Source organism: Haloferax gibbonsii ATCC 33959 (assembly GCF_000336775.1).
GTDB lineage: Archaea > Halobacteriota > Halobacteria > Halobacteriales > Haloferacaceae > Haloferax > Haloferax gibbonsii.
Genome location: NZ_AOLJ01000003.1, coordinates 88,835 through 102,408 on the forward strand (window position 1 = coordinate 88,835; position 13,574 = coordinate 102,408).

At 69.0% G+C, this 13,574-nt stretch carries 12 protein-coding genes; 6 read left to right on the forward strand and 6 right to left on the reverse strand.

Features of this window, described 5'->3' with window-relative positions; translation table 11 throughout:
* Window positions 1-4: 4 nt before the first annotated feature.
* Window positions 5-793: a helix-turn-helix transcriptional regulator gene (locus C454_RS00930; protein WP_004971626.1), complete on the reverse strand. Its 789-nt coding sequence runs from the start codon at window positions 791-793 to the stop codon at window positions 5-7.
* 196 nt (window positions 794-989) lie between these two features.
* Between C454_RS00930 and C454_RS00935 the strand changes: the two genes are divergently transcribed.
* Entirely contained in the window at window positions 990-1,964 is a 975-nt protein-coding gene (locus C454_RS00935) for a DMT family transporter (protein WP_004971629.1), read from the forward strand.
* Between the two features lie 258 nt (window positions 1,965-2,222).
* Here the strand turns inward: C454_RS00935 and C454_RS00940 are convergent, their stop codons facing one another.
* Genes C454_RS00940 through C454_RS00950 form a run of 3 tightly spaced genes read right to left on the reverse strand, consistent with a single transcriptional unit; the run spans window position 2,223 to window position 4,748 of the window.
* Window positions 2,223-2,621: a hypothetical protein gene (locus C454_RS00940; RefSeq protein ID WP_004971631.1), complete on the reverse strand. Its 399-nt coding sequence runs from the start codon at window positions 2,619-2,621 to the stop codon at window positions 2,223-2,225.
* Window positions 2,609-2,983, reverse strand: a complete 375-nt coding sequence (locus C454_RS00945) for a hypothetical protein (protein WP_004971632.1) — start codon at window positions 2,981-2,983, stop codon at window positions 2,609-2,611. Before C454_RS00945 ends, C454_RS00940 begins: the two co-directional genes overlap by 13 nt.
* 58 nt (window positions 2,984-3,041) lie before the next feature.
* Window positions 3,042-4,748: a histidine kinase N-terminal 7TM domain-containing protein gene (locus C454_RS00950; RefSeq protein WP_049904872.1), complete on the reverse strand. Its 1,707-nt coding sequence runs from the start codon at window positions 4,746-4,748 to the stop codon at window positions 3,042-3,044.
* Between the two features lie 202 nt (window positions 4,749-4,950).
* On the opposite strand from C454_RS00950, the gene C454_RS00955 reads away from it, so the two are divergent.
* From C454_RS00955 to C454_RS00975, 5 genes are all read left to right on the forward strand, one after another.
* A complete protein-coding gene (locus tag C454_RS00955; protein ID WP_004971635.1) occupies window positions 4,951-6,936 on the forward strand; it encodes a helix-turn-helix domain-containing protein in 1,986 nt (661 codons plus the stop codon).
* Window positions 6,937-7,162: 226 nt separating this feature from the next.
* The gene (locus tag C454_RS00960; RefSeq protein WP_049904882.1) at window positions 7,163-7,786 is read left to right on the forward strand and encodes a TasA family protein; all 624 of its coding nucleotides are present in this window, start codon (window positions 7,163-7,165) and stop codon (window positions 7,784-7,786) included.
* A gap of 105 nt (window positions 7,787-7,891) precedes the next feature.
* Window positions 7,892-9,346, forward strand: a complete 1,455-nt coding sequence (locus tag C454_RS00965) for a TasA family protein (protein ID WP_004971641.1) — start codon at window positions 7,892-7,894, stop codon at window positions 9,344-9,346.
* A gap of 3 nt (window positions 9,347-9,349) precedes the next feature.
* Complete coding sequence (locus C454_RS00970) at window positions 9,350-10,168, forward strand: signal peptidase I (RefSeq protein WP_004971643.1); 819 nt, start codon at window positions 9,350-9,352, stop codon at window positions 10,166-10,168.
* Between the two features lie 7 nt (window positions 10,169-10,175).
* Complete coding sequence (locus C454_RS00975) at window positions 10,176-12,029, forward strand: hypothetical protein (RefSeq protein WP_004971645.1); 1,854 nt, start codon at window positions 10,176-10,178, stop codon at window positions 12,027-12,029.
* 26 nt (window positions 12,030-12,055) lie between these two features.
* Here C454_RS00975 and C454_RS00980 read toward each other — a convergent pair whose 3' ends face one another.
* Both C454_RS00980 and C454_RS00985 read right to left on the reverse strand, forming a co-directional pair.
* Window positions 12,056-12,412 carry a hypothetical protein gene (locus C454_RS00980; protein WP_049904883.1) on the reverse strand — a complete coding sequence of 119 codons (357 nt, stop codon included), beginning with the start codon at window positions 12,410-12,412 and terminating at the stop codon, window positions 12,056-12,058.
* 66 nt (window positions 12,413-12,478) lie between these two features.
* Window positions 12,479-13,501: an LLM class flavin-dependent oxidoreductase gene (locus C454_RS00985; protein ID WP_004971649.1), complete on the reverse strand. Its 1,023-nt coding sequence runs from the start codon at window positions 13,499-13,501 to the stop codon at window positions 12,479-12,481.
* Window positions 13,502-13,574 lie beyond the last annotated feature (73 nt).

A 13,574-nucleotide genomic window follows, 5' to 3' on the forward strand; every position in this document is an offset into this window, starting at 1 on the left:
GTTGTTACAGGCGGTCGAGGTCGAGCGGCTCCGCCGCCTCCCAGTAGCGCTCGAACAGCTCGTCGGCCCACGCGAGCACTTCGGGTTCGGTCACGTCGATAGAGGCTTGGAGGATGCCGTTGTCGTCGCGGAGGAACAGGTGGACGGTCGCGTCGGCGATGGTCGCGGCCATCGGAATCGGCTCGTCGGTGATGCGGACGGCGGCCGCGTCGGCGTCGAGGAGGTCGCGGAGCTGTTCGCGCAGTTGGGAGTCGTGGGCGAGCGCGTCGATGGCGTCCGCCGAGAAGACGCCCTCGAACCGCTGGTCGCCGGCGGCGGTCCGCTCCCTGACGATGTCGAGGTTCTGCTCGTTGAACGCGTAGGAGAAGATGCGCACGTCCTCGGCCTCGCTCAGGAGGGACACCGCGCGCTTGACGGGCGCGTTCGGCCGGACCTGACTCGGCGTGGTAATCGTGGCCCCGGTGAGGTGTTCGAGGTCGAACGTGATGGCGTCGGTCGGGAGCCACTCGACGACCGGCCGGAGTTTGGCGTCGGTGTCGAGGATGTCGACGAGGCCGTCGAATCCCCGCGAGACGAGTTCGCCGGTCACCGTCGCCCGGTACGCGCCGTCCTCGCGGACGAGCCACGACCGGTCTTCGAAGTCGCTGAGAATCCGGCCCATCGTCGGCTGCGACGCCCCGGTCCGCTCGACCAACTCGCGCCGGGAGTGCGGCCGCTCGGCGAGGTATCTGAGCGCGTCGACGCGGTTCTGCGAGAGCGCGAGGAACTCTATTTCGTCCAGTGCCGACTCCATGCGACGGGGTTGTACTCGCCTCGGTAAACCTCTTTCGCGTCGTGAAAGAATTTCATATCCTGAATCACGCTCGCCGGCCGCGGACTTTTCTTGCCGTGAATTGATTTCTGAATCAAAATATACGTGGTGAAGTCGTACGTGTATCCAAGATGCGTTCACTTCACTCTGCGTTCGGTCTCTCGGTCGGAGGTGCGGAATGGTGACGGCGGCGCGCCGGCGATTCGTCCTGTTCGCGTTGACGGCGCTCTTCTTCGGCGGGACGTTCGTCGCCGCGAAGGCGGGCCTCGACTACCTCCCGCCGCTCCTGTTCGTCGCCCTCCGGTTCGACATCGCGGCGGTGTTGCTCGTCGGCTACGTCGTCGCGACCCGGCCGCGCGCCGAACTGCTCCCGCGGTCCGTCCGCGACGTGGTCGGCATCCTCGCCACCGGCGTGTTCGTCATCGGCCTCGCCAACGCACTCCTGTTCGTCGGACAGGAGCACGTCTCCAGCGGCGTCGGCTCGATTATCTTCAGCCTCAACCCGATTCTGACGCCCGTGTTCGCCATGGCGCTCCTCGCCGACGAACGACTCTCCACCCGGGGCGCGTTCGGGATGCTCATCGGCCTCCTCGGCGTCGGCCTCGTCGTCGGCGTCGACCCCGCGAACCTGCTCGGCGGCGAGGCGCTCTGGAAGGGCGTCGTCTTCCTCGGCGCGGTCAGCGGCGCGCTCGGGACGGTCCTCATCCGGTGGGCCGACACGTCGCTTTCGAGCACCGTCCGCACGGCGTGGGCGCTCCCCGTCAGCGCGGCGCTCACCCACGGCATGAGCGTCGCCTCCGGCGAGTCGTTCGCCGCGGCCACGTGGTCGCCGACGGCCCTCCTCGCGCTCGCCTACGTCGGCGTCTTCGCCGGCGCGGTGGCCTACCTCACCTACTTCGGCTTCCTCGACGATGTGGGCCCGATTCGCGGCAACCTCGTCTTCTACGCCGTGCCCATCGTCGCGACGCTCGGGGGGACGGTGCTCCTCGGCGAGTCGATTTCGACGCTCACCGTCGTCGGCTTCGCGACCATCTTCACCGGTTTCGCCGTCCTCGCGACGGAATCGCTCCTCGGCGAGGTCGCGCGCGTCTACGGGAAAATCGAGTCTCGCGTGGTCAGTCTCGTCGGGCACGGGGCTCCGGGACGCGACTGAGTCGCGGACGGGTCACTCGCGGAAGTAGGACTGAGAGGGGTAGAGATGTAGGGGCGGACCCATCGGGCGGCAGTCCGAGGGGGCAGGGTCGGAGTACCGTTGGCACGGGATGGGCCGCCTGCCTGAGATGTTATGTCACCTGTCCGTCGACCAGACAGCGTCGAGCGGACACGTGAGAGTTGTCTGCCACCTAAGTAGTCTTTCTGGCCCGGTTCTCAAAAACGGCCGACTGCGTCGGCTTTCACCCGTCCGTCCGTGCTATCGATACGAGAGCGCGACCGCTCCGAGCGCGGAAATCAGACAGAAGTGTCCGACGCCGACGAGGAACAACGCGTTCGAACTGGACGTGTCGACGACGACGAACGCCGCAAACGCCGCGATAGCGAGGACGAACAGGACACCCCCGAGATAGCGGTCGTACCGCGGGTCGTAGTCGATTTCGGCCAGACGCAGGAGCGGTCCCGGCTCGGGCGGCTCGTCGCTCCGAGCGTCGCGGACTTTCCCGCGAAGGTGCAGAAGCACCATGCCGGTCGCGCTGGTCCAGACGGCCCCGCCCGCGAGGTCGACCTGCGGGTCGTCGAAGGCGACGACGAGTCCCACGACGAGCGACGCGACGGCTATCGCCCCTGACACGGTCGTCTCGCTCAGCCTCGCCATTCGAAATCGAGCCGGAGATGGCTCGTTCCGTGTCGGTAGTTGTACGCCTCGACGACGACGCCGAGCGCCGAGAGGACGGCGAGGACGCCCCACAGGAGATTCGACAGCGCGCCGCTGGCGTACCCGCCGGCGAACAGGAGCGTCGTGTACACCGCGGAGGCGAGCGGGAAGATTGGATGCTCGCGGACGGCGTCGACTGCGCCGGCGAACATGTAGACGAGCGTGAGCAGTCCCATGACCGCGAGCGCCGGACTGACCGACTCGTCGGTGAGAGACAGTAGAGCGACGAGCACGACGGCGACGACCGCGAAAACGGCCAGTCGCCACCGGCTGACACCGACGTGGAGAACGGCGGAGGGCATTCCACTCATATCTCTCTGCTGACCTTTTGAGTGTTGGGACTGTGCGGTCGTCCCGCTCTCAGGCCCTCCGCAGGCGGACGACGAAAACCGCGCCGCGGGGGTCGTTGTCCTCGACCCACACGTCGCCGCCGTAGCCGCTCACGATGGTGTCGACGAGGTAGAGTCCGAGGCCGGTTCCGGGGCTTTCGAGGCCCTTCTCGCCGCGGCCGAACACCACCTCTTTTCGGGCGTCGGGGATGCCCGGTCCGTTGTCGGCGATTCGGACGAGCGCCTCGCCGTCCCGGACCTCGACCGACACGTCGATTTCGGTCGGGTCGGCGTCGTTGTGCCGCACCGCGTTCGTGAGGAGATTGCGGAAGACGGTCCCCAGCATGTCGTCGGCCACGACGGTCACGTCCGGCGGCTCGCCGGGGAGCGAGACCGCGGCCTCGGACGTTCCGTCGCGAACCGCGCTCGCCTCGGCCCACAGCGGCCCGGCGAGCGTCGTCGGCCGGTTCGTCTCCTCGTCGTCGAGCATCGTCGCCATGAGGTTCCGGGCGTTCTCGGTGAGTTCGGTTGCGTGCTCGCCGTTCCTGATTATCGTGTCGAGGCGCTCGCGAACCACGTCGTCGTCGACCGACTCCTCGACCAACTGGGCGTTGCCGAGGATGACGGCCATGTCGTTTCGGATGTCGTGGCGGATTATCTGGTTGAGCAGGGTGAGCTTCTCGTTCTGGGAGAGAATCGTCTGCTTTTGTCGGTGTAGCTCGGTCACGTCGCGGAGGACGATGACCCACCCGATGGTCTGGTCGCCCCGTTCGAGCCGCTGGGACCGGGCGCTGAGGTACACCGTCTCGCCGTCCGCTCGCGTGGTTTCCACGCTGTCGTTGCTCTCGGTCGTCAGGTCGAGGTCCGGCGAGACCCCCGTGAGCGGGTCGCCGACGGCCGCGCCGAAGCGCTCCAACAGCGCCGCGCCGCGGTCGTTGACGTGGACGATTCGCTCGTCGGCGTCGAGGACGAACACCCCGTCGGGCGACTCCTCCATCGCGGTCGTGTAGGCGATGGGCGGCAGGTCGAGAAACCGGTAGCGGAAGAGCGCGACGCCGATGGCGGCCGACGTGACGGCCGCCGAAGTTGGCACGAGGTTCACGCCGTCGCTACTGAACGGGGGAACTCCGAGCGTGGCGCAGGCCACGAAAGCGAACGGGGCGACGAGGCCGACGCTCACCAGCACCGCCTGCGGGATGTACGGCCGGCCGAGCCGAACCGCCTCGTAGAGGATGAGCGCGATGGCCAGCACGGAGAGCACCGCGTTGTAGAGCAACTGCAACACCACGTGGCCGAGGCCGACGTCGACCCGCATGACGACGACGCCGTTCGTCTCGACGAGGCGCGTCCCCTCGATGGCGAGGTCGTGGGGATTCGCGAACAGGAGCGCCAGAAAGACCACCGGAACGGCCATGAGCGCCGCGACCACCCCGGGCGTGACTCGGCGAATCCGGTCGGTGTGAAGGAGCGTAAAGAGGAGCGCGAGCGCGCCGAGCGGCGCGACGCCGAAGTAGAGAAACCGGTAGAAAAGCAGCTTCAGCGACGGGTCGGTCTGTAGGAGTTTGAGTGCCGAAAACCCGGTCCAGAGGACGAGCCCGACGTTCACGGCGAAGAACGCGCCGAGGTCGGACGACCGCCCGTGGTGCCGCATGTGCCGAAGGCTGTAGACTCCCAACAGGGCCGAGGTAATCATCGCAAAGAGGGTCGGCAGCGCGAAGACGGTGTATTGCCACCCCATCTCTCACCGCCCCCAAGCGCCGCTCGCGTCCATCGGTGCGTGTTCTGTTCCCGCTCTGGTATTTAGATGTACTTGTTCGGAAGCCGGTTCCCGCCTCGATGTCTGCGTAAACGGTCTTTTTGTTCCCAGTTTCTTCGATTTCCTCGGGCTCGTCACCCGAACTGTTTATGCCGGTCGATGCGTCACGGACGGCCGAACCGCCGTGACCGAGACGACAGACGAGACGAGCGCGGACCCCGCAACGGTCCTCCTCGTCGACGACAACCGCGACTGGCTGACGCTCGTCGTGCAGCGACTCCGCGAGGAGGCGCCCGACTTCGACGTTCGGGCGGCCAACAGCGTCGACGGGGCGCTCGACCGCCTCACCGACGACGTCGAGTGCGTCGTCAGCGACTACTACATGCCCGGACGAACTGGCATCGAACTGCTGGCGGCGGTCCGCGAAGACCGACCGGACCTCCCGTTTCTCCTCTTTACCGGCGCCGGAAACGAGGGGCTCGCCAGCAGCGCGCTGTCGGCCGGCGCGGACGACTACATCGTCAAGACGAGCGTCGCCGAGAGCGCCGCGGCGCTCACCACGCGCGTCCGAACGGCCGTCGACAAGCACCGGACGGAGCGCGCGCTCGCGGAGAGCGAAGCGCGCTACCGGACGCTCGTCGAGAACGTCCGCGACGCCATCTTCGTCGCCCGCGACGGCGGCGTCGTCCTCGTCAACGATGCGGCGACGACGCTCACCGGCTACGACCGCGCGGCGCTCCTCGCCGGCGACATCGTCGAGACGGTCGTCCACCCGGACGACCGGGTCCGCGTCCGCGACGCGCTCGACCTGTCGGCCCCGCAGTCGCTCGACATCCGCATCCGCACCCGAAACGGCGAGACCCGCCACTGCATCCTCGACGTGGATCACGTCGTCGACGACGGCCTGCCCGGCAGTATCGGCGTCCTCCGCGACATCACGGCGCAGGTCCACCATCAGCGCCGACTCGAACGCGAGCGCGACACGAAGGAGGCGATTCGCGAGATTCTCGTCCGACAGTCCTCGCGGGTGGAGGTCGCGGAGGCGTTCTGCCGGTACATCGGGAGCGACCCCGACACCGCCGTGGCGTGGGTTGGCGAGCGGACCGCCGGCGGCGGACTCGACCCGCTCGCGGTCGAAGGTGACGGGTCGTACCTCCGGGCCGCCGGCGTTCTCGACGCCGACGCGGCCGCGCGGCGCGACTCGACCGAACCGAGCCTGACCGCCTTCCGCGAGGGAGGAACAGCCGTTCGCACAGTCGGCGCAGAAGCGTCACGCCCCGGGACCCCCGACGCCGATTCCGACCGGCGCTGGGTCGAGGCCGCGTCCGCGGCCGGAATCGAAACCGCGGTCGCAGTCTCGCTCCGACACGGCGGCGTCGACTACGGCGTCCTCGGCGTCTACCGCCGCGGTGACGACGACGACCGCGAGCGCCGACGGCTCGAAGAACTGGCGGAGACGCTCGGGTACGCCCTCAGCACCGCCGAGAGCCGGGAGGCGCTCGTGGCCGACGAGGTCGTCCGCGTCCGACTCAGCGTCCGCGACGACGGCGCGGGGGTTCTGGCGGTCGGCGACGCCCTCGGTCGGGACGCGGAACTCGTCGTCCACACGGTGTTGCCCCGCGGCGACAGCGAGCGCTACTTCGTGACGGTTCGCGGGGCGACCGAGGCCGCGGTGACCGACGCGCTGGCGAGCCTCGACGGCGTGACGCCCGGCGGCGTGGCGGCCGAGGACGAGGTTGTCAGGGCGCAGTTCGACACGGCCGCGCCCTCTCTCGGGACGGCTATCGCCGACGCGGGCGGCGTCCTCCATCGCGTCGTCGTGGCCGACGGCGAGGCGACGGTCGTCGTCGACCTCCCCCGGCGGCGACCGGCCGGCCCGTTCGTCGAGGCGCTCGCGGCCGGGTTCGACAGCGTCGTCATGACCGCGCGGAACCACCGCTCCGTCGAGTCCGATATCGGGGCCAGCGTGTTGGCCGGACTCACCGACCGACAGCGCGAGTCGCTCGAAGTCGCGTACCGAACGGGCTACTTCGAACGTCCGAAGCGCCGCAGCGCCGCCGAGGTCGCCGAGGCCATCGGCGTCTCGCGGTCGACGTTCACCCAACACCTCAGGGCGGCCCAGCGGAAGGTCTTCGCCGAGCTGTTCGACGGCGAGCCCGGCGACGCGTAGCCGAGCCGAGCTGAGCCGAGTCGAGCCGAGTCGAGTCGAGCATCACAGTCGACCTCGGCCGGACGACCCCGTGTCGAGGGCTATCACGTCACCCGGTTTTTGCCGGATACCGCATAGTGGTGGTATCGGATTATTCCCGCCTAATCGAGTAGCTATCTCTGAAGGTCACCCCACCCAGAACGTCACGGAAGGGAGTGGGTGTATGGTGGGCCGCACGGAGAAACCGATGCCAGAGAAAGTATTCAAACTCACACGACGCCGCGCCCTCGGGGGACTCCTCACGATTGGTGCGGGAAGCGCCGCAGCCGGAGTGGGCACGTTCGCCCTCTTCAACGACACCGAATCGAGCACCGAGAACACGCTCCAGGCGGGGACGCTGAGCCTCGCCGACGGAGCCAGTTCCGCGAGCTTCAGCGCCACGGGCCTCGCGCCCGGCGACGAGACCGACACCTTCGAGGTGGACCTCGAAAACGACGGGACGCTCGACGGGAGCCTCGACATCGACCTCGCGCTGACCGAAAACGACAGCGACGCCACGGCCGGCGACGACGGCGACGCGGACGCCTCGGTGGCGGACCTCGCGGGCGTCCTCGACGTGACGACGTTCGAAGTCGGGAGCCTCGACGTGCTCGCCGACCGCTTCGGCGGGTCGGCCACCCTCGCGGACGTCGTCGACAACAACAGCGGCGAGGACGACGACTCCAACGTCCGAGACATCGCGCTCGCGTCCGGCGAGACCAAGACGTTCTCGTTCGCGCTGGAGATGCAGGAGAGCGCCGGCAACGAGTTCCAGGCCGACGGCCTCGACGTCCAGTTCGACTTCGAGCTGAACCAGCGGGACAGCCAGTAACCACACCCGCGTTCGCGGGCGACGCAGACGACGCGACCCGGTCGCAGCCGACCGAGTTCACCTCTTTCGTCCCGACCCGCCGGACGCACTCACCGACGCCACTCGATGCCGAAACAGACACCAACGCTGACGCTCACCCGACGCCGGTTCCTCGGCGGCCTCTTCACGATTAGCGCCGGGAGCGCCGCGGCGGGCGTCGGCACGTACTCGGCGTTTTCCGACTCCGAGCGCGCCGACGCGTCGTTCGGCGTCGGCACGCTCGACCTGACGGTCGACGGCGACGACGAGCGACTCACGTTCCTCGAAGAGTCCGGTCTCGCACCCGGCGACAGCGGCACCGCGTCGGTGACGCTCCGCAACCGCGGGTCGCTCGCGGGCTTCCTCGACATCGACGTGCTCGGCGTCACCGACGACGAGAACGGCCAGTCGGAGCCCCCGTCGCAGAACGACCCCCGCGTCGGCGACGGCGAACTCGCGCAGACGCTCGAAGTCCGCGCGTGGCTCGAAGCCCCAGACGGGTCGAAGACGTTCCTCTGCGGCAGTTCCGACTACGCGACCCTCGACTCGATTTTCGTCGCGGACGAGACGTTCGACCTCGACTACGAACTCGGCCCCGGCGAGTCCGTCGAGTTCGTCATCGCGTGGCGGCTCCCGGCGAGCGCCGGCAACGAGGTCGCCTCGGACGTCGCGGGCGTCGACCTCCGGTTCGCGCTCGACCAGCGGGCCGACGACGACGGCGACGCGACTTGCGAGGTCGACGACGATGACGACGATGACGACGATGACGACGATGACGACGACTCGGCGTCCGGCTCCGGCGACGCCCGAACCGCGATGGGCGGGTGGGACTGGGCGACGCTCGCCCGCTACGGCGACCCCGACGACGGCTCCGTTCACGGCAACTCGGAGCCCGAGAACTACGAAGTCGCGGTGCTGAAGCGCGCCGGAAGCTCCGAGACCCGCGTCCACAAGCAGAACGGCCACTGGCAGCACGCGTGGACCTCGGGACGGACCGAGTCGTTCCGCGTCGACTTCGACGGCAGCAAGGTGACGATGACCGTCGGCGGCACCGAGTACCCGGACAAGAACGGGCGGAAGGCGCAGGGCGTCGGCGCGGACGACGTGGTCGCGCTCGGCGTCACGGTCTCCGCCTCGGCCGCCGGGTCGTCGGTCGCGGTCTCGGACCTCGAACTCTCCGCGGACGGAGAGACGAGCGCCCTCGCCGACGTCTCGGTCGACGCGACCGGCACGAGCCACGTCCGCATCGACCGCGAGATTGACGGCTCGTTCTCGCTCACGGGGACGCTCCGGTTCTCGTGGGACGCTGACGAGGATATCGACCCCGACGACCTCGTGGTTCGGGTCGACGTCAAGACGGGCGACGATGACGGCGACGACGGTCACCACGACGACGGAGATGGCGACGATGACGATCACGGTCACGACGGTGACGGTGGCTCCGACAGCGATGACGACGAGGACGACGAGAACGACGAAGACAGTGATGGTGTTGACGATGAAGCGGATGATGACGACGGAGACGACGATGGAGACGACTGACCGATGAACTGGTCCCGTCTCGCCGCGGCGGCTCGCGTTCTCGGCGGCGTCGTCCTCCTCGTCGCCGTCGCCCTCGTCGTCGTGCTCGCCGCCCCGCAGGTATTCGGCGCTGAGGCCAGCTACACCGTCCTCTCGGGGAGCATGTCGCCGACGTTCGACGCCGGCGACGTGGTGGTCGTCCGCGACGTTCCGCCCACGGACATCTCGGAGGGTGATATCATCACCTACCGGGAGGCCGGTAGCGCCATCACCGACGAGCGGACCGACCGCGTGACCCACCGGGTCGTCGCGGTGGACCGAAGCGGCGACAGTCCGGTGTTCCGGACGAAGGGCGACGCCAACGAGGACGTCGACTCGGACCCCGTCGCGGCCGACCGCGTGGTCGGGAGCGTCTGGTTCCACGTGCCGTACCTCGGACTCGCCTCGCAGTTCGCCCAGTCGAAACTCGGCTTGGTCCTGTTCGTCATCCTCCCCGGCGCGCTCCTCGTCGTGACCGAACTCTACTCGCTGTACACTGACGCGCTGGTCGAGGTCGACGGCGACGAGTCCGACGCCGACGAGCGCGCCGGCCACGACGGTTCGCCCGGCGAAGGGGCCGGTATCGACGCCGGCTACGTCAGCGCCTCGGACGGCGGCGTCACGCTCTACCCGGAGCGGACGGGGGTCCGCCTCTCGGACCCCGTCGCCGTCGTCGAATCGTCTCCCTCGTCTTCGGTCTCCGACCCCTCGACCGACGATATCGAGTGGGTGACCGACCCTGCCGACCGCGATGCGGCGGCGACGGCGGCCGACGAGACGCCCGCATCCGAGGACGGGCGGTGATTCCCTCGTGAGCGGCCCGGACGACGCGGACGCGCTCGACTGGACTCCGGAGCGGTCGCCCGAACTGATTCTCGCCGACGCGACCCGGTGCCGCCGCCTCGTCGACGAGGCGGAAGCCGACCGCGACGCGAACGACTGTGACACGGACGACTTCGACGAGGTCGACTTCGAGCGCCTCGAACGCGGCGACCGCGTCCTCTGTCTCCCCGGCGAGCGCCTGCCCGTTCACGGGGTCGTCCGAGAGGTTCGCCGCTGGGACTCGCGGTCGGCGTCGTTCCTCGATGACGCCGCCCCGGCGACCATCGAGCGTACTTCAATCGACGAGGACGACGGCCCGCGAACCGACGAGCGCCCGGTCGCCGTCGGCGACGAGGTCGAAGCCGGCGACCGACCCACCGAGACGGCGCTGGTGGTCGAGTACCGCCCGCCGCGAGCGGGTCTGCTCCCGATTCCGCTGTCGCTCGCCTCGCTCTTTTCGGCGAAACTTCTCGGCACGCTCTCGCCGCGACTCTCTCACGTCCTCGGCCGACTGGTCATCGTCTTCGTGGTTGTCGGCATCGTGCTGGTCGGAACCGGCTTGGCCGCCCCCGGAAGCATCGACCGCTTCCTCGACGACAGCGGCATCAACGACGCGCTCTCCGACCTCCGAGGTGACGGTGACCCCGAGCCGTCGCCGCCGGAGGTTACCGTGACGCCTCCCTCGCCGACGCCGGACGCCCCGCCCGACGAGACGAACCAGTCCGGCGACACGCCGACACCAACACCCACGCCGACCACGAGTGCGACGCCCACGCCGACCACGACGACGGACCCCGAATCGACGGAGACGCCCACGCCCACGCCGACGAATACTCCCGAGCCGACCACTACGGCGCGCTCTACGGGCGGCGGGGGTGGAGGCGGTGGCGGCTCCGGTGGCGCCAGCCAAACGACGACCACGACCACGGCCGTATCGTCGCCCGCGCCCGACCCGACGCTGACGGTCGAGGCCGCCGACCCGCCGACGGTCCGAAGCGCCGACGGAACGGCCGGGACGCTCAGCGGCCCCGTGACCGGGTCGCTCTCGTGGACCGGTGCGGTCGACAGCGTGGTTCTCGTGGTGAACACGTGGGCACCGGACGACGGCTGGCAGGAGGAGCGACGCGTCACCATCCGGGGGTCGAGTCCCGTGGACGTCGCCGACGCGCTCGGCTCCGACGTGACCTACGCCGACGGCGACCGAACCGCGGGCTTCGCCGCCAGCGACGACGGCGAGACAGCCGTCACGACTGGCTACGTCTCCGTGACGGCGGTGTTCTTCCGCGGCTCGACCGAGGTCGCCCGAACCGAGGAGACCGCGTCGTTCGACGTGACCGTCGAGAACACCGCCGGGAGCGCCCCGGAGGGCGTCGACCTCGAACTCGGCTCCGGCGGGGCCGGCGTCTCGCTTCTCGACACGCAGTCGGTCGCGCCCGGCACCGCGGGCAACTCGACGGGGACGCTCGCTAACCGCGGCCGCGACCCCGGCACGCTGACGCTGGCGTCGATGCCCTTCGAATCCGCTGAAAACGGCCGCTCAGGCCCCGAACTGTCGGTCGATTCGACGGGTGGAGCCGACGAGGGCGAACTCCACGAGGCGCTCGCCGTCCGGCTTCGCGTCGAGCGGGCGAACGGGTCGAGCACCTACGTACTCGGCGACGAGACGACGTATCTCGACTTCGCCGAGGTGTGGAACGAGTCCGTCGCGCTCGGCCGACTCGACGGCGGGGAATCCCTGTCGCTCGTCGTCGAGTGGCGGATTCGGGAGTCGGCAGGCAACGAGATACAGACCGACAGCGTCGACGTGGAGTTCGTCTTCACGCTCGAACAGGCGACCGACTGAGCGCTCCTCAACCCGTTTTCAGCTGTTCACCCGACGAAGAGTCTGAGGTTGAACGCCGTGGCGAACGCCCCGATGACGGAGAGCGTGACCGGCGGCAGGTAGTACAGCACCTTATCGCCCACGCGAGCGCCGTAGACGCAGATTCCGAGACAGAGGAAGAAGACCGCGAGCTTCGGGAGGACGAGCCCCCAATGGCCGAGGGCGTCCGTGCTCGCCACGAGGAGGGCGTTCGCCTCGTCGAAGCGGCGCTCGTAGTAGAGAATCGTCAGCGTCGTGACGATGTCGCCGACGCCGTAGGTCGCGAGCGCGATGAGCCAGAGGAGTGAGAACTCCCTCGCGTCGAAGGGCGTGTCCGTGAGTCGAAGATACCGTACGCGTGACACACCCTCCATTTCGGGGACCGCAATATGAATCGTCCGGGGCGATAGACTGTCGCGGAAGCTGACGCGTCAGACGAGTCCGACGCCCTCGGCGAGCAGTTCGTGCGAGCGGAGGCCGTCTTCGTGGTCGCCGACGACGTGCTGAATCATCATCTCGTCGGCCCCGACGCGCTCGGCGAGCTGGTCCAACAGCCCCGAAACCGTCTCGGGACTGCCGGAGATCGCCCGCGGCCACTCCTTCGCCCCGAGGGTCGCGGGCGTGGGTTCGGGGACGCCGCCGAGTTCGTCTATCGCCTCCTCGACGGTCGGTCTCGTGCCGACCTCGCCGCGACGCATCCGCTTGTACGTCGCCTCGGCCACCGCGCGGAGTCGCGCCGCCTCCTCGTCGGTCTCGGCGCAGACGGCGTTCACCGCGACCATCCCGTGGGGTTCGTCGATGCCGCCGTCCAGTGGCGACGCCCGGAAGCTCTCTCGGTACTCCTCGAAGGAGTGGACGGCGAACTGCGGTCTGATGAAGCCCGCGAAGCAGTAGGGCAATCCGAGTTCGCCCGCGATGGTCGCGCTCGACGGACTCGACCCGAGCACCCACGGGACCGGCGGGTCGCCGTTGCCTCGCGGAATTTCGAGGTCGGCGTAGGGGTGCTCGTCGGGGTAGTCGTCGTAGAGGTGGTTGACGACGGCCTCGACCTTCTCGGCGTGGTCGCCGTCGGGGTCCTCGACGTGCCGGTCCGTCCCGAGCGCCTGGTCCGATGCGGGCGACCCGTTCGCCCGGCCGAGCCCAGCGTCGATGCGGCCGGGGGCGAGTCCGTCGAGCGCGCCGAACTGCTCTGCGACCTTGAACGGGCTGTAGTGGTTGAGCAACACCGCGCCGGAGCCGAGCCGAATCGAGTCGGTCTCCGCGGCGAGGTGGCCGAGCAACACCTCGGGCGTCGTTCCCGCGAGGGTGCTCGCCATGCCGTGGTGCTCGGCGACCCAGAAGCGCGAGTAACCCAGTCGCTCGGCTTGCGCGGCGGCCTCGACGGTGTTCGCGTAGGCGTCGGTCGCGGTCCCGCCTCGCGGAACCGGGGAGAGGTCGACGATAGAGAGGTCCATACCCCGCCTCCGAGACTGCGAGGAATAACGATTGGGCTCCCAGCAGATGCGTACTGTTCTCGGTGAGTCGGAG